This is a genomic window from Ruegeria profundi, from assembly GCF_049800715.1.
GTDB classification, from domain to species: domain Bacteria; phylum Pseudomonadota; class Alphaproteobacteria; order Rhodobacterales; family Rhodobacteraceae; genus Ruegeria; species Ruegeria profundi_A.
Genome location: NZ_JBNAFO010000004.1, coordinates 55,502 through 71,560, shown reverse-complemented (window position 1 = coordinate 71,560; position 16,059 = coordinate 55,502). Strand labels below are relative to the sequence as shown.

The following is a 16,059-nucleotide window of genomic DNA, read 5'->3' as shown; positions in this document are numbered from 1 at the left end:
ATGTCTGGTTGGGGGATGCTTATGGGGACTTCTCTAACCTCTGTTTATGTGAACGGCGCGAAGTCCCGCAACAGATGTGTGTGTAGTAGAGGAGAATACCAATGACTCATCACGTCGATGTCCATGTGGGCAAGCGTGTCCGACATCGCCGCTGGCTGATTGGCATGACCCAACAGCAATTGGCGCAGCAAGTTGGTATCAAGTTTCAGCAAATCCAGAAATATGAAACCGGGGCGAACCGAATCAGTGCCTCCCGTCTGTGGGACATTGCCGATGCGCTGGACGTACCGGTCAGCTTTTTCTTTGAAGGTCTTGAAGAAGGCCAAAAAGAGAAATCCGACAAGAGCGCGCTACCTGCTGACCTGATGGGTGACAAGGAAGCTCTGGATCTGGTGCGCTCTTACTACGCGATTCCGGAAAACCAGCGTCGCCGCTTGTTCGAACTGGCACGCGTTCTCAGCGACGTTGCCTGATCACCACGGCTTGACACCGGCCTGTGTTCGCAGCACCTGTGCTGCATGAGCCAGACCGACCTGACCGACCTTGAAGTTGCCGAAGAAATGGCTGACGCCGCGCGCGCAGCCATCCTTCCGTATTTCAGACAGACCAATCTCGAAACCGACAACAAGCTGGCTGGCGGGTATGACCCCGTCACTGTGGCTGATCGCGCGGCGGAACAAGCAATGCGGGCGGTTCTGGCACAGCGTCGGCCAGAAGATGGCATTCTTGGTGAAGAATTCGGTCAGGTTGAGGGGTCTTCAGGCCGAATCTGGGTGCTTGATCCGATCGACGGCACCCGAGGGTTCGTCAGCGGTACACCGACCTGGGGCGTTCTCATCGCTCTGTCAACGCAGGACGGCCCAATCATGGGCGTGGTGGATCAGCCCTATATCGGTGAGCGTTTTGTTGGCGGATCAGGCATCGCTCAACTGACTGGGCCTTTGGGCACAACTCCGTTGAAAACGCGCGGCACACAGGTGTTAGAGCAGGCAACCCTTTTTACGACCTTCCCTGAGGTTGGCACGTCAGAGGATCGTGCGGGTTTTCAGGCCGTCGCTGAGTTGGTTCAACTGACCCGCTATGGCATGGATTGCTATGCCTACGCCCTGCTTTCTGCCGGTCAGGCAGATCTGGTGATCGAGGCCGGGTTGAACGCCTATGACATTCAGGCGCCGATTGCAGTGATTGAAGCCGCAGGCGGTATCGTCACCGATTGGCAGGGTGGCCCGGCCCACCATGGCGGAAGGGCATTGGCAGCCGCCAACGCTGAAATTCACGCCGCGGCGTTGGAAATCCTGCGTAACTATTGAATGTCATTGCCGCAATGGCCGCGCGTGGATAAACTGACCCGAGCCGGTTCTTGCGCCCGTTTTCCGCTGGCTAATGCACTCCTTGCTTGAGACGGGCAGAAGCAGGAGCGTAAAATGCCCGAAATACTGATCAAAAACGCCGATACCATCCTGACAATGGATGATGATCGCCAAGAGCTGCACGGCGCGGATATCCTGATCCGGGGCGGCCAGATCGCCGAAATTGGCCAGGGTCTGACGACAACCGGAGAGATTCACGATGCCTCGGGCTGCGTCATCACACCCGGGTTGGTGAATACACATCACCACCTCTACCAAACGCTGACACGGGCGGTTCCCGGCGGGCAGGACGCCTTGCTGTTCGGTTGGTTGCAGACGCTCTACCCGATCTGGGCGCGGTTCGGACCGGATGAGATGTTCACTTCGGCGCAGATCGGGCTGGCCGAACTCGCCCTGTCCGGCTGCACGCTCAGTTCCGACCACCTGTACCTCTACCCGAACGGAGCGCAGCTTGAAGACACGATTGCCGCCGCTTCGGAATTGGGGATACGCTTTCATCCCACGCGCGGGGCGATGAGTATCGGTGAAAGTGACGGAGGCCTGCCGCCCGACAGTCTGGTCGAGCGTGAGCAGGACATTCTCAACGACATGATCCGCGTGGTGGATGCGTTTCACGATCCTTCGGAGGGGTCGATGTGTCGGGTGGGCCTTGCACCGTGTTCGCCCTTTTCCGTCAGCCGCGACCTGATGCGAGACGCAGCACTTCTGGCGCGCGATAAGGGGGTGATGCTGCATACGCATCTGGCCGAGAATGACGAAGATATCGCCTATTCCGAAGCTCAATTCGGCTGTCGTCCAGGCCAATATGCCGAGGAGCTGGGTTGGACCGGCGCAGATGTCTGGCATGCCCATTGCGTCAAATTGGATGGGGTCGAGATTGACCTGTTTGCAAGAACTGGAACCGGCGTGGCCCATTGCCCCTGCTCGAACTGTCGCCTCGGGTCTGGCATAGCGCCAGTAAGAAACATGAGGGATCAGGGCGTGAAGGTGGGGCTGGGCGCGGACGGGTCGGCCAGCAATGACAACGGCAACCTGATGCTCGAGGCGCGGCAAGCCATGTTGCTGCAACGCGTGATGAATGGCGCAGACGCAATGTCCGCCCGCGAAGCGCTTGAGATCGCAACCCGAGGTGGAGCCGACGTGTTAGGACGTTCCGATTGCGGCCGACTGATGCCGGGCAAACGGGCTGACATTGCCATCTGGGATACCCGCACAAGCCTCGAAAGCGCGGGCAGCTGGGACCCGGCGGCCCTCCTTCTGGCGGGGCCAATGCAGGTCAAGCATCTGTTCGTCGATGGCCGCCAGATAGTGCGCGGCGGTCAGATCACGACGATTGACCTGCCGCGCACCATCAAGACCCAAAACCGTCTGGCCCGCGCGCTTGCCCAATAGCGGGATTCGCACTTCATCTGGCTAAAAATATCCCCGCCGGAGGCCTGTGCCGAAGGCGCATTCAGCTGGCGACCTGCGCCCCTCCGATCCACACATCAGCAATAGCGCGGTCGTCGCCCATCATGATGGTGGGGAACACGGCCTCCCACATATCATCGGCATGTGCCTCGCGCTGGGCGATAGCCGGGGTCGAGGCGAGGTCAATCACCACCAGATCGGCCTCCATCCCTGGGGCGACATTCCCGATGCAGTCGTCCATCCTCAGCGTTTGCGCCGACCCGACTGTACCCAGCCACAGCAATTGCGCCGGGTGCAAGGGGCGGCCACGCAGCTGGCCGATCTCATAAGCGGCAGCCATGGTCCGCAGCATCGAAAAGCTGGACCCGCCACCGGTATCGGTGGCCAGGCCAACGCGGTGGCCGTCCCGGATCAGCCCGTTCATGTCGAACAGACCCGATCCGATGAAGGTGTTCGAGGTCGGGCAATGCACCAAGCCGGCGTCCACCTCGCGCAGCCGATCCCGCTCACGATCTTCCAGATGGATGACGTGACCATAGAGGCCATTCTGTCCCAGCAGGCCGAACTCCTCATAGGTATCCAGATAGTCGCGCGCATCCGGGAACAAGGACCGGACCCACTCAATCTCATCAGTTTGCTCGCTCAGATGGGTTTGCATCAGGCAATGCGGATGCTCCGCCCAAAGTGCGCCCAAAGCCTCAAGCTGTTCGGGTGTCGAGGTGGGCGAGAACCGTGGGGTGATCGCATAAGACAGACGATCCACGCGGTGCCATTTCTCCAACAGGGCCTGAGACTGATCATAGGCCGTTTGTGCTGTATCCCGTAGGCCCTCTGGCGCGTTGCGGTCCATGCAGGTTTTGCCTGCAACAACCCGCTGACCGCGCTGTTGGGCGGCCGAGAAAAAGGCATCGACGCTTTCGGGGTGAATCGTGCAAAAACTGCACATGGTCGTCGTTCCATGCGCGGCTGTCAGGTCGAGGTAACGGTTGGCGATCTCGGTGGCGTAATCGATATCGCCGAACTTCATTTCTTCGGGGAAGGTATAGGTGTTCAGCCAATCGATCAGCCGCTTGCCCCAACTCGCGATCATGGCGGTTTGCGGAAAATGAACATGCGGGTCGACAAAACCGGCCATGATCAGGTGCTTGCCGTAGTCCGTAATCTCGGCATCCGGATGCGCGGCGCGTAGGCTATCCAGCGCGCCGACCGCCCGCACCCGCTCATCCTCGATAACGACCGCTTCGTCGAGTTTGGTGCAATCCGTTGGCTCTCCCTCAAAAGGGGAGCCGTCAAAACTCAGAACGCGCCCTTTCAAAAGCGTCTTTTGCGCCATTCGCCTTGTTCCTTAGCTGTTTAGGCCCGTTCACCAGCATATGCGTGCGAAAGATGAGGGTAAATCGGCGCATTGTCATTGTTTTCCGGTAGCTGCTTCTTCTAATTAGGGGCCAATGGCATGACTAAGAACGGGAGCAGCACATGACCACAGGCATTGATGATCCCGTAACCGACTCCGCTGACGAAGACGTTTACGCGCTGGACCGCCGCACTGTTGCGGCGATCCTGTTTGCAGTGGACGTGGATGATCGCGACAAGCTGGTCGAGTTGATGGAGCCGCTTCACGCAGCCGACATCGCCGACCTTCTGGAACAGATCAATCCCTATGACCGTGCGCGCCTGATCCGTCTTTATGACAAAGAGTTCGATGGCGACATCCTTTCGGAACTTGATGAGGCCGTCCGGGAAGAGGTTATCGGTGTCCTGAAACCCGACGTTCTAGCCGAAGCGGTTCGGGACATGGACAGCGACGATGTCGTTGACCTGCTGGAGGATCTGGAAGAGCCGCAACAGGAGACGATTCTGGACGCGCTTGAGGATTCCGAGCGGGTCGCGGCAGAGCAGGCGCTCTCGTACCCTGAAAACTCGGCTGGTCGTTTGATGCAGCGCGAGGTCGTCATGGCGCCCGAGCATTGGACGGTGGGGCAGGCCATTGATTTCATGCGCGCCAATGATGATCTGCCGGAACAGTTTTATCACGTCGTGTTGGTTGATCCGCGCCTGAAGCCTGTTGCGCAGATCACCTTGGGTAAGCTGATGGCCGCGCGGCGCGAAGTACCGCTGCGGGATCTGGCGGAAGAGGAATTCCACATCATCCCCGTCGATCAGGACGAAGAGGATGTGGCCTATGCTTTCAACCAGTACCACCTGATCTCGGCGCCAGTGGTCGATGCCGATGGCCGTTTGGTCGGTGTCATCACTATCGATGACGCCATGGTGGTTCTGGACGAAGAACATGAGGAAGACATTCTGCGTCTGGCGGGGGTGAGCGACGAAAGCTCGATCTCGGATAGTGTCGCCGCGACCAGTCGCCGCCGTTTGCCGTGGCTTGCGGTGAACCTGTGTACAGCGATCTGTGCCTCGCTGGTGATTTCGCAATTCGAGGCCGCGATTGATCAGTTGGTGGCCCTTGCGATCCTGATGCCAATTGTCGCCTCGATGGGTGGCAATGCAGGGACACAATCGTTGACGGTTGCCGTGCGGGCACTAGCCACGCGCGACCTGACCGCCTCGAACGTCATGCGTGTGATCCGACGCGAGCTGTTGGTCGGCATGCTGAACGGCCTGTGCTTTGCGATCGTTCTGGGCACTGTGGGGATGCTTTGGTTCGATTCGCCTCTGCTTGGGGTCGTGATTGGGTCAGCTTTGGTCGTGAACATGATCATCGCGGGCTTTGCAGGTACGGTAGTACCGGTCTTGCTGGACCGAATGGGCATTGACCCGGCGCTGGCATCTGGGACGTTTGTGACAACCACAACGGATGTCATGGGCTTCTTCATCTTCTTGGGACTTGCCAGCGTGGTGCTTCTGTGACCGATCTGACTGAAATCAAAGCGATGGCGCGCAAGGCCGCGTTTGCTCGTCGCAAAGCGGCGTTTGATGCCTCTTTGCCGGGCGCTGCGGGCCGTTTGTCCGAGATACTGGCAGGCCACCGAGGCGTGCCCATGTCGGGCTACATGCCAATCCGGACAGAGATCGACCCGCTGCCTGCAATGGCTGAGGCCACAGCCTACGGTCCCGTTGGTGTGCCGGTGATTCAGGCCGCGGGGCAGCCGCTGAAATTCTCGCGTTGGACGCCTGAGGGCGCTTTGAAGGATGGGCCTTTCGGGGCAAAAGTACCCGAGGTCGACGATTACTTCGACCCCGAAATCCTGATTGTTCCTCTGGTGGCTTTTGACGCCAAGGGTGGCCGTCTGGGCTATGGCGGCGGGTTCTACGACCGCACGTTGGAAGGGCTGCGCGCCAAACGCCCAACCCTGGCGATCGGCTTTGCCTTCGATGCGCAAGAGGCCGAAGGACTGCCGTTGGAGCCCACCGATCAGTTGCTGGATATGGTAATCACGGAAAGCCGGATTCTGACGTTCTAAGGCTGCCTCGTTAGATCGAGTGGTTTTCGCGGAAGTATTCCCAAGCGTCTACCTCGCGGCCGCTGGCCAATATGCAAACGCCGGTTTGCCCGTCGGCACCGTCGCGGATTTCATATTTGCCACCGCTTTCCACGCAGAATGTGGCTGCAGGGTTGGCAATCTGGGTGTTGGAATCGCTCGTTCCCGCCTGGTCACAAGCGGCTAGCGCAGTAAGGCCAAGGGCAGACAATAGGATACGCGACATCAAGTTTCTCCGATCTAAAGGGCTTTGACGGTTTATTACGGCAGCATAACCACTTGTGCTTCGCGTTGACCAGACTTACGACCGTTGGGATGAGGATACTTTTTCTGGGTGACGTCATGGGCCGCGCGGGACGCACGGCCATCCAACAGCATCTGCCGCGTCTGCGCGACGAATGGCGTTTGGATTTTGTTGTGGTCAATGGCGAGAACGCCTCGAACGGGATGGGGCTGTCCGGGGATCATGCCAAACTGCTGCTCGATGCGGGCGCGGATTGCGTAACGCTGGGCGACCACGCCTTCGACCAGAAAGACATGCTGCAACATATCGAGAAAGAGTCGCGTATCGTGCGCCCGGTGAACTTTGCCAAGGGCGCGCCGGGGCGGGGTCATCGCCTGTTCAACGCACCCGGAGGGCGCAAGGTTCTGGTGGTTCAGGTTCTGGGTCAAGTCTTCATGAAGCGGCCATTTGATGATCCGTTCTCGGCGGTCGAGCCGATCCTGAAGTCCCACCCGCGCGGCGGACAGGCCGATGCCATCATCGTGGATATGCATTGCGAGGCGACATCCGAGAAAATGGCGATGGGCCACTATTGCGACAAGCGCGCCAGCCTTGTGGTGGGCACGCATACGCACGTGCCGACGGCGGATTCGCAGATTCTGCCCGGCGGTACCGCTTATCTGACGGATGCGGGGATGTGCGGTGACTATGACTCGGTCATTGGTATGGACAAGGTTGAGCCGATGCGGCGGTTCATCACTGGTATGCCCAAGGCGCGCTTTTCTCCGGCCAATTGCGAAGCAACCCTCAGCGGAGTGTTCGTCGAGACCAATGATCAGGATGGCAGCGCAAAATCAGTGCGCATGGTCCGCGTGGGCGGTCGGTTGGAACAGGCCGGGCCGTAAATACTTGCCCTGACCCGCGCAATGCTGGAAACTGGAAGTCAGGCGCTTGGGCCTAGGGTTCGGACTGAAAACCACGAATGCAATTCCTCTCACTGACAGACACGGGCAGCGCGATACTGGCGCTTTTGGTGGTCGCGGGCATGTTCTTGATGTTCCTGCGCGAGGTCTACCCGACCGAGGTCGTGGCCATTGGTGGCGTCGCGGTGATGCTGGTGACGGGCATTCTGCCGTACCAAAGCGCGCTGGCCGTGCTATCGAACCCCGCGCCTTGGACGATTGCCGCGATGTTCATCATCATGGGGGCATTGGTGCGGACCGGAGCGCTGGATGCGTTCACCTCAACGGCCCAAAAGCAGGCGCAGGTGAACCCGCGCATAGCGATTGCCTTGCTGATGGGGTTTGTAGTGGTGGCGTCCGCGGTGGTGTCGAACACTCCGGTGGTTGTCGTAATGATCCCGGTCTTTGTCCAGATCGCCCGCACGCTGAACGTACCCGCCTCGAAGCTACTGATCCCTCTCAGCTACGCGGCTATTCTGGGCGGTACGCTGACCCTGATCGGGACCTCGACAAACCTGCTGGTGGATGGCGTGGCCCGGGCACAGGGCATGCAGGCATTCACGATTTTCGAAGTCACGCCGCTGGGTATCGTGCTGGTGATCTATGGCATGGTCTATTTGCGCTTCATCGCGCCGCGCCTGTTGCCGGAACGGGACAGCATGGCCTCGATGCTGAGCGACCGGTCCAAGATGAAATTCTTCACCGAGGCGGTCATTCCCCCGGAAAGTAACCTGATAGGGCGCGAGGTCACCGGCGTGCAGCTGTTCAAGCGACCTGGTGTGCGCCTGATCGACGTACTGCGCGGCGACGACTCTTTGCGGCGCAACCTCAAAGGGGTGACGCTGAATGTCGGCGACCGGGTGGTTCTGCGCACCGAAATGACTGAGCTTTTGAGTCTGCAGAGCAACAAGGAGCTCAAGAGGGTTGATCAGCTTTCGGCTGTCGAGACCAAAACGGTCGAGGTTCTGATCACTCCGGGCTGTCGGATGGTAGGTCGAGCGCTGGGTACGATGCGTCTGCGCCGTCGTTATGGTGTCTATGTGCTGGCGGTGCATCGGCGGAACCAGAATATCGGTTTGCAGCTCGATGAACTTGTCGTGCGGGTGGGGGATACTCTGCTGCTCGAAGGGTCTCCGGCTGATATCCAGAAGCTGGCCGCCGATATGGACATGGTCGATGTCACCCAACCCTCGGCGCGGGCCTTCCGCCGAAGCCATGCGCCAATTGCGATTGGTTCTCTGATCGGGATCGTGGTTCTTGCGGCTCTCGGCGTTGCACCGATCTTGCTGCTGTCCATCCTAGCCGTCGCTGCAGTCCTTCTGACGCGCTGCATCGACGCGGATGAAGCGTTTTCCTTTGTCGAGGGTCGCCTGCTGGCGCTGATCTTTGCCATGCTGGCCATCGGGGCCGCTTTGGACGCCTCGGGTGCGGTGTCCCTGATTGTCGAAGCGGTCGCGCCGTCACTGAGTGTTTTACCACCTTTCCTGATCATCTGGGCGGTGTACCTGCTGACCTCGGTTCTGACCGAGCTGGTCTCAAACAACGCGGTCGCTGTGGTTGTCACGCCGATTGCAATCGGTCTGGCGCAAGCCGTTGGGATGGACCCGCGTCCCCTTGTGGTTGCCGTCATGGTCGCGGCTTCGGCCTCTTTTGCGACGCCAATCGGGTATCAGACAAACATGATGGTATATGGCCCCGGCGGTTATCGGTTCACTGATTTCATGAAGGTGGGTATTCCGTTGAACCTGACCGTTGGGCTGTTGGCATCACTTCTCATTCCGCTGTTCTGGCCACTGTAAGATCGGCGCTGACCCGCCGTCATTTTGCGGTGCCTCTTGCAAATCTTGGCCGATACACAAAGCTTTATGAATGTATTTTGCGACAAGAGGATTGGATCATGCCTGCAAAAGGAACCGCAATTGCCGCGATCGCCTGCGCGATGATGGCGAGCACTGGCTTTGCCGGAACAGTCGAAGGCTCGGCCAGTTATCGCGAAAGGATCGCCGTTCCGCCCGATGCAACCCTGTTTGTTGAGCTTCAGGATGTTTCGCTTGCCGACGCGCCAGCCGTGACGCTGGCGGCGCAGCGCTACGCTCTGTCAGCCGTTCCCGCGCCCTTCAAGCTGAGCTATGACGATGCCCTGATCAAGGACGGGCACCGCTACTCTGTAAGGGCGACGATTACTCAGGGGCAAAAGCTGCTTTTCACGACGGACACGGCCTATCCGGTAATTTCAGATGAGGCCGGGAACTCCGTCGATTTGATGCTCGTGCAAGTTCAGGCGCAAGGGGCAACAATGTTGGAGAATTCGGACTGGATCGCCGCATCGCTAAACGGTGAGCCGATCGAAACGGAGAGACGGCCCGAGCTGATTTTTGGCCAAGGCGGCGCGTTCTCGGGCACCGGCGGGTGCAATCGGTTCACCGGTCAGGCCGAGATCTCAGGCAACCGGATCGAGTTTCCCGACAATATGGCGGCCACCCTCATGGCTTGCCCGCCACCTTTGGATGAGATCGAACGCGCCTTCCTGAAAACAATGCAGAGCGTCACCACCTTCGCCATACAGGGCAATGCGTTGGCCCTTCTGGATGAGGCGGGCGAACCCGTCATCAAACTGGTCCGCAAACAGTGACGCGTTAGGCTACAGCGCGGGATCGCCCTGCGTTGCGGCCTGAGAAGATGCAGCCGCCAAGGAAGGTGCCTTCAAGCGCGTTGTAGCCATGATAGCCTCCGCCGCCGAAACCGGCGACTTCGCCGGCAGCAAACAGGCCGGGCACCACTTGCCCGTCCGCTCCGATCATCTGACTGTCCAGATTGGTCTGCAGCCCGCCAAGCGTCTTGCGGGTCAGCACGTGCAGCTTGACCGCAATCAACGGGCCGTTTGAGGGATCGAGGAACTTGTGTGGCTTGGCCGTCCGTATCAGCTTGTCACCGCGATAGTTGCGCGCCGCCAGAATCGCCATCATCTGGGCGTCTTTCGAGAACGGATTGTCGACCTGAGAATCGCGCGCCTCGATCTGTGCCCTCAGATGGGCTTCATCAATCAGACCTCCGCCCAACTGGTTCATGCCGCTGACCAGCTCGGTCAGAGTGTTCGCGACGATGAAGTCCTCACCCTTTTCCTTGAAAGCCTCAACAGGGGCTGTCGCTTTGCTGCCCGACAGAATGCGCTGGCGGATCACCTCCTTCCAACTGCCCGAGGTGAAATCGGGGTTCTGTTCTGACCCCGACAGAGCGAATTCCTTTTTGATGATCTTCTGGGTCAGAACGAACCAGCTATACTCGTGTCCTGTTTTCAGAATTTCGCGTAGCGTCCCCAGCGTGTCGAACCCCGGCAGGCAGGGCGGTTGCAGCCGATGACCCTTGGCATCGAACCACATCGAGCTTGGACCGGGCAAAATGCGAATACCGTGCGAGGGCCAGATCGGATCCCAGTTTCGCACGCCTTCGGTGTAGTGCCACATACGGTCTCCATTGATCACATGGCCGCCTGCCTTTTCGCTGATCGCGATCATGCGCCCATCGACGTGAAACGGGACACCTGCGACCATGTCTTGCGGAGGTTCGCCCAGACGGTCGCAGGGCCAGTTCTTGCGGACCATCTCAAAATTCCCGCCGATCCCGCCCGAGGTGACGATGACCGAAGGGGCGTAGTATTCGAACTCGCCCAGCTCTTCACGGTTGGTTTTGGCGCCGCGCTGGGCTGTATCCTCGGCCAGAACTTCGCCCGAGACACCTTTGGCACAGCCGTTTTGCATGATGATGTGGCTGACCTGATGGCGGAACTTCAGCTGGATCAGCCCGGCGCTGACATGCTCTTTCACGCGGCGGATGAAATGTTCCAACACGCCGGGGCCGGTGCCCCAAGTGATGTGAAACCGCGGCACCGAGTTGCCATGTCCGTTCGCATAGGAGCCTCCACGCTCGGCCCAACCGACTACCGGGAACCAGCGCAGACCCATGTCATGCAGCCAAGGGCGCATTTCCCCTGCGGCGAATTCGACATAGGCTTCGGCCCATTTCCGCGGCCACAGATCGTCATCACGATCGAACTGCGCGCTGCCCATCCAATCCCGCAAAGCCAGGTCGTGGCTGTCCTTGATGCCCATCCGGCGCTGCTCGGGCGTGTCGACCATGAACAGGCCGCCGAGGCTCCAGAACGCTTGTCCGCCCAGGAAGCTCTCGGGTTCCTGATCCACAACGATCACCTTCTTGCCCCGGTCGCCCAGCTCAGCCGTAGCCGCCAGCCCGGCCAATCCGCCTCCGACAACGATCGCATCTGCCGTGTTATTGGCCATATCAGGTCCTTTCAGCGTTTGCGAAACCAAAGGAGGAAGGGGAACACAACGACATACATAGTGACGCCATAAACCGCCGAGGGCAAAGCCAGAGTGCTGAACCCGGTCTTGGTTCCCGTGATCAATGCCGCCAAGGTCAGCCCAAGGGTTGAGTTCTGGATACCGGTGTCAATCGAGATACTTTTGCACTCGGCCCAAGAAAGGTTCGCGGCGCGCGAGACACCCAGACCGATCAGAAGCAGGGCGATATTCAGAGACACCAACCCGGTGCCCATGATGCCAAGGTTCTCAATAAAGAGCTGCCAGTTCCCGGCCACTGCGGCGATGACGATCAGCAGGAACAGAGCGCCAGCGAGTTTGGACAGCCCGCCCTCAATACGGTTTGCAAACCCGGTTGCGAACCTGCGAACCGTGATGCCAATGGCGACGGGCAGGGTCGTGATCAGGAACATGGCGATCGCCAGCCCAGTGATCGACACTTCGGGCGCGTCTTCGCCCATGAAATGCGCGATGGTCCAGGCAGCCAGGATCGGCACAGTCAGGATCGACAGGATACTGATCACCGCTGTCAGGCTGACCGAAAGCGCCACATCACCCTTGGCAAATTTCGTCAGGATGTTGCTGGTTACACCACCCGGACAAAAGCTGAGGAGCATGAAACCGACCGCAATCTCTGGCGGCAGACCTAGCAGTTTGACGGTCACAAACGCCGCGATTGGCAGCAGCACAACCTGACATAGCGCACCGATTGCAAACGGGTATTTGCGGGTCAGGACGCGTCGGAAATCGGCGATCTCAAGCCCGATACCCAAAGACAACATGATGATGGCCAGCGAAACAGGCAGGCCGACATTGATTAGAAAATCCAAGAACAACTCCTCCCAAAGTCGTTTGAATGCAGACTAAGCGAGGGGGAAACCGTCAGGCAACCGCGTCGTTAGGTCATCTATAGCGTTCTACAAACCGGCGCAGGATTTCGCCGGGCTGAGTGACGTCGGCGGCGTTGCAGATATCGATCAGGCGCTGGGCGTCCTCGGGCGGGAAATAGCCGTGGTGCTTGTAGATGTTGATGCGCTGCTCAAAGTCTTTGGCGTCAGCTTCCGGATGGAACTGAGTGGCATAGACGTTTTCCCCCCAGCGGATCATCTGAAACGGGCAGGGGTCTGAGGCGACAAGATGCACGCATCCATCGGGCAGGGTCTGGACGGCCTCTTTGTGGCCCACAAACGCGTCGAACTTGGGCGTAAGGCCCGCAGTCAACGGATCAGCGGCGCCGTCCTCTGTCAGACGGCAGGCCGAAGGGCCAACCGGTTCGCCGAACTTGGCCTTGCTGACGTCGCCACCCAGATGCGCGGCCAGAACGCCTAACCCATAGCAGCAGCCCATAAAGGGATGATCCTGTGCCGTGATCTGAGGCATCAGCCCCATGACCGCGTTTTCGATCTTTGTGTCCAACTCGGATTTCGTCGCGGGATCGTCGCTGACGCAGCCCGGGCCTCCACCAACGATGACACCTGCATATTCGGTTACATTCAAGCCTTCGGGTAGGTCTTCGCAATCCAGCCGGATGCGATGGGTTTGCTCAGGCGTCAGGCCGGTTTTGTCGAGGATCGAGGCATATTCGGCGTCCGATGCATCAGCTTCGGGGCGCAATTGAAGGATCAGAAAGCGTTTCATAGTTGGGCTTTACCTGTCAAAGCGGCCAGAAGACAAGGATCGCGGGGATTGAGACCGCGATGATCAAGATCTCAAGCGGCAGACCCATGCGCCAATAGTCACCAAACCGATAGCCCCCGGGGCCCAGAACCAGCGTGTTGTTCTTGTGCCCGATCGGCGTCAGGAACGCGGCCGAGGCGGCAACGGCAACCGTCATCAGGAACGGATCGGGGGAGACCTCGAGCGTGCGGGCCATCTGGATGCCGACCGGGGCGGCGACGATGGCCGTGGCAGTGTTGTTTAGTACGTCCGACAGGGTCATCGTCACGACCATCAGCACGGTGAGGATGGCCCAGGCGGGTAGGCCATTTGTCAGCTGGATCAGGGCATTGGCGATCAATTCGGTGCCGCCTGAGGTCTCTAACGCGCTGCCCAGTGGGATCATCGAGCCGAGCAGCACCACAACGGGCCATTCGATATGGTTGTAGATGTCACTGATCGGCATGATCTTGGTCAGCACATAGGCCACGACAACAAAACCCAGCGCGATGGGCAGGTAGATCAAGCCGATGCTGGCCGCCAAAACCGCAGCGGCGAACAGACCGATGGCGAGCCAGGCTTTTTCGTTTGCCGTCACGTTCAGGCCCCGCTGCGCCAATGGCAAGCAGCCCAGCCATTCTGTCACGTCGGCACCCCGGTCGCGGGGGCAGAGCAGAAGCAGGATGTCGCCGGCCTCGACCTCGGTCTTGCGGACCTGTTCGGTGATGCGACGACCTTGGCGCGAAATGCCCATCAGAACCGTGCTTTGCCGCCACGCCAGACCCAACCCCTGCGCGGTACGGCCGGTGATGCGTGCGCTTTCCGTGGCGACCACTTCGATCACCTCAAGCCCGTCGCCCTCGGCGGTCAGCACCTCTTGCCGGCGAGTGTCCGAGAAGTCCAGCTTTAGCGCTGCGCGGAATTCATCCAGCGCTTCGGGCCGCGCTTCCAGTACCAGCGCGTCGCCCTCTTTCAGAGTAGCGTGGGCAGATCGGCCATAGCGCCGTTTGCCGTCGCGGATCAGGCCAATGATTGCCACGTCGGACTTCTCAGCATCCTCGTACAGCTCACTGACGCGCTTGCCGATATGGGGTGACTCGGAGGGCAGGGTGAGTTCGGCGATGTATTCGGCCAGCGCTTCGGAGGCTTCTTCCTGCGCGCCTCGGTTCGGGATCAGCCGCCAGCCGATCAGCGAGACAAATGCCAGCCCGGCGATGGCCGCGATTCCGCCAACGGGGGCGAAGTCGAACATCTTGAACGGCTCGCCCAAGGTCTCGGCCCGGATCGAGGCGATGATGATATTGGGCGGCGTGCCGATCAATGTCGCCATGCCGCCAAGGATCGTCGCAAAGCTGAGTGGCATCAAAGTCAGCCCCACAGCCCGCCCGGCCTTGCGCGCGGTCTGTATGTCGACCGGCATCAGCAGGGCCAGCGCGGCGACGTTGTTCATGAAGGCTGACAGAACCGCGCCGATCCCGCCCATCAGTGCGATATGGGCGCCAAGACCGCGCGAGGCATCTACGAGGGTGCGTGTGATCAGGAACACGGCCCCTGACCGGACAAGCCCGGCCGAGACCACCAGCACTAGGGCAACGATGATCGTTGCGGGGTGCCCGAACCCGGCAAAGGCGTTGTCGACTGGTACAACGCCCAGCGTGACCCCGATCATCAGGGCGGTGAAGGCCACAAGGTCATACCGGAAACGTCCCCACAGGAGCATTCCAAAGACTGTAATGAAAAGCGCAAACAGAATGATTTGATCGGTCGTCATGCGGCCACCTTACCCTCAGATGGGCGTCCCGCAAGCCGCTCTCTTGATCCTTTGCCCCGCAAACGTCTATATGAGCGCCGAATACGCTAACATGATGACGAGGACGCACCATGGCAGGCCACTCCAAATGGGCCAATATCCAGCACCGCAAGGGACGTCAGGACGCCGCGCGGTCCAAACTGTTTTCCAAACTGTCGAAAGAGATCACCGTGGCCGCCAAGATGGGCGACCCTGATCCCGACAAAAACCCGCGCCTGCGTCTGGCGGTGAAAGAGGCCAAGTCGAACTCGGTCCCCAAGGACGTGATCGACCGCGCGATCAAGAAATCGGTTGCGGGCGAAGGCGACGAATACGAGGAAATCCGGTACGAGGGCTACGGCCCCAACGGTGTGGCTGTGATCGTCGAGACCATGACGGATAACCGCAACCGGACGGCCTCGACCGTGCGTTCGACCTTTTCCAAGAACGGTGGAAATCTGGGCGAGACCGGCTCGGTCGGGTTCATGTTCGACCGCAAAGGTGAGGTGGTCTATCAGGCGGATGCAGGTGATGCGGATACCATCTTTGAAGCCGCGATCGAGGCGGGTGCCGAGGATGTCGAAAGCTCGGAAGATGGTCACATCATCTGGTGCGCCGATACCGATTTGAACGATGTATCGAATGCGCTGGAAGAGGCGTTGGGCGAATCCGAATCCACCAAGCTGGTCTGGAAACCCACCACGACCACTGAGCTGGGTCTGGAAGACATGCAGAAGCTGATGAAGCTGGTCGATGCGCTGGAAGATGACGATGACGTTCAGCGCGTGACAACCAATTTCGAAGCGACTGATGAGGTCATGGCGCAGCTCTGATTGCACTCGACAACTGGTACCGAAAAGCCCGGCCCGTTT

The 16,059-nt window shown here is 59.6% G+C and carries 15 protein-coding genes; 9 read left to right on the top strand and 6 right to left on the bottom strand.

Translation table 11 applies throughout. The annotated features are described in order from the left end of the window. Positions 1–101: 101 nt before the first annotated feature. From ACP15L_RS08290 to ACP15L_RS08280, 3 genes are all read left to right on the top strand, one after another. Positions 102–473, top strand: a complete 372-nt coding sequence (locus ACP15L_RS08290; RefSeq protein WP_170377978.1) for a helix-turn-helix domain-containing protein — start codon at positions 102–104, stop codon at positions 471–473. Positions 474–518: 45 nt separating this feature from the next. Continuing rightward, entirely contained in the window at positions 519–1,310 is a 792-nt protein-coding gene (gene hisN / locus ACP15L_RS08285) for a histidinol-phosphatase (protein WP_425083818.1), read from the top strand. Between the two features lie 114 nt (positions 1,311–1,424). Beyond that, positions 1,425–2,762 carry an 8-oxoguanine deaminase gene (locus ACP15L_RS08280; protein ID WP_425083817.1) on the top strand — a complete coding sequence of 446 codons (1,338 nt, stop codon included), beginning with the start codon at positions 1,425–1,427 and terminating at the stop codon, positions 2,760–2,762. 61 nt (positions 2,763–2,823) lie between these two features. Here ACP15L_RS08280 and guaD read toward each other — a convergent pair whose 3' ends face one another. Then, entirely contained in the window at positions 2,824–4,113 is a 1,290-nt protein-coding gene (guaD, locus tag ACP15L_RS08275; RefSeq protein WP_425083816.1) for a guanine deaminase, read from the bottom strand. A 143-nt stretch (positions 4,114–4,256) separates the two neighbouring features. On the opposite strand from guaD, the gene mgtE reads away from it, so the two are divergent. Continuing rightward, the gene (gene mgtE / locus ACP15L_RS08270) at positions 4,257–5,648 is read left to right on the top strand and encodes a magnesium transporter (RefSeq protein ID WP_170665608.1); all 1,392 of its coding nucleotides are present in this window, start codon (positions 4,257–4,259) and stop codon (positions 5,646–5,648) included. Continuing rightward, entirely contained in the window at positions 5,645–6,202 is a 558-nt protein-coding gene (locus ACP15L_RS08265) for a 5-formyltetrahydrofolate cyclo-ligase (RefSeq protein ID WP_170554546.1), read from the top strand. Before mgtE ends, ACP15L_RS08265 begins: the two co-directional genes overlap by 4 nt. A gap of 10 nt (positions 6,203–6,212) precedes the next feature. Here ACP15L_RS08265 and ACP15L_RS08260 read toward each other — a convergent pair whose 3' ends face one another. Next, a complete protein-coding gene (locus ACP15L_RS08260) occupies positions 6,213–6,446 on the bottom strand; it encodes a DUF333 domain-containing protein (RefSeq protein ID WP_170377990.1) in 234 nt (77 codons plus the stop codon). A gap of 89 nt (positions 6,447–6,535) precedes the next feature. On the opposite strand from ACP15L_RS08260, the gene ACP15L_RS08255 reads away from it, so the two are divergent. The 3 genes from ACP15L_RS08255 to ACP15L_RS08245 all read left to right on the top strand — a co-directional run bounded on the left by ACP15L_RS08255 (position 6,536) and on the right by ACP15L_RS08245 (position 10,037). Then, on the top strand, positions 6,536–7,348 hold the full coding sequence (locus ACP15L_RS08255) for a TIGR00282 family metallophosphoesterase (RefSeq protein WP_425083815.1): 813 nt from the start codon (positions 6,536–6,538) through the stop codon (positions 7,346–7,348). A 77-nt stretch (positions 7,349–7,425) separates the two neighbouring features. Next, positions 7,426–9,204: an SLC13 family permease gene (locus ACP15L_RS08250; RefSeq protein ID WP_170640286.1), complete on the top strand. Its 1,779-nt coding sequence runs from the start codon at positions 7,426–7,428 to the stop codon at positions 9,202–9,204. 98 nt (positions 9,205–9,302) lie between these two features. Further along, a complete protein-coding gene (locus tag ACP15L_RS08245; RefSeq protein WP_425083814.1) occupies positions 9,303–10,037 on the top strand; it encodes a YbaY family lipoprotein in 735 nt (244 codons plus the stop codon). A gap of 4 nt (positions 10,038–10,041) precedes the next feature. Here ACP15L_RS08245 and ACP15L_RS08240 read toward each other — a convergent pair whose 3' ends face one another. The 4 genes from ACP15L_RS08240 to ACP15L_RS08225 all read right to left on the bottom strand — a co-directional run bounded on the left by ACP15L_RS08240 (position 10,042) and on the right by ACP15L_RS08225 (position 15,169). Further along, positions 10,042–11,703: an FAD-binding dehydrogenase gene (locus ACP15L_RS08240; protein WP_425083813.1), complete on the bottom strand. Its 1,662-nt coding sequence runs from the start codon at positions 11,701–11,703 to the stop codon at positions 10,042–10,044. A gap of 11 nt (positions 11,704–11,714) precedes the next feature. Next, positions 11,715–12,572, bottom strand: coding sequence for a bile acid:sodium symporter family protein (locus tag ACP15L_RS08235; RefSeq protein ID WP_425083812.1), 858 nt, complete (start codon positions 12,570–12,572; stop codon positions 11,715–11,717). Positions 12,573–12,645: 73 nt separating this feature from the next. Further along, positions 12,646–13,380: a glutamine amidotransferase gene (locus ACP15L_RS08230; RefSeq protein WP_425083811.1), complete on the bottom strand. Its 735-nt coding sequence runs from the start codon at positions 13,378–13,380 to the stop codon at positions 12,646–12,648. A 16-nt stretch (positions 13,381–13,396) separates the two neighbouring features. Continuing rightward, positions 13,397–15,169 carry an SLC13 family permease gene (locus tag ACP15L_RS08225; RefSeq protein ID WP_425083810.1) on the bottom strand — a complete coding sequence of 591 codons (1,773 nt, stop codon included), beginning with the start codon at positions 15,167–15,169 and terminating at the stop codon, positions 13,397–13,399. 110 nt (positions 15,170–15,279) lie between these two features. Between ACP15L_RS08225 and ACP15L_RS08220 the strand changes: the two genes are divergently transcribed. Continuing rightward, on the top strand, positions 15,280–16,020 hold the full coding sequence (locus ACP15L_RS08220; RefSeq protein WP_170352472.1) for a YebC/PmpR family DNA-binding transcriptional regulator: 741 nt from the start codon (positions 15,280–15,282) through the stop codon (positions 16,018–16,020). The last annotated feature ends 39 nt before the right edge of the window (positions 16,021–16,059 follow it).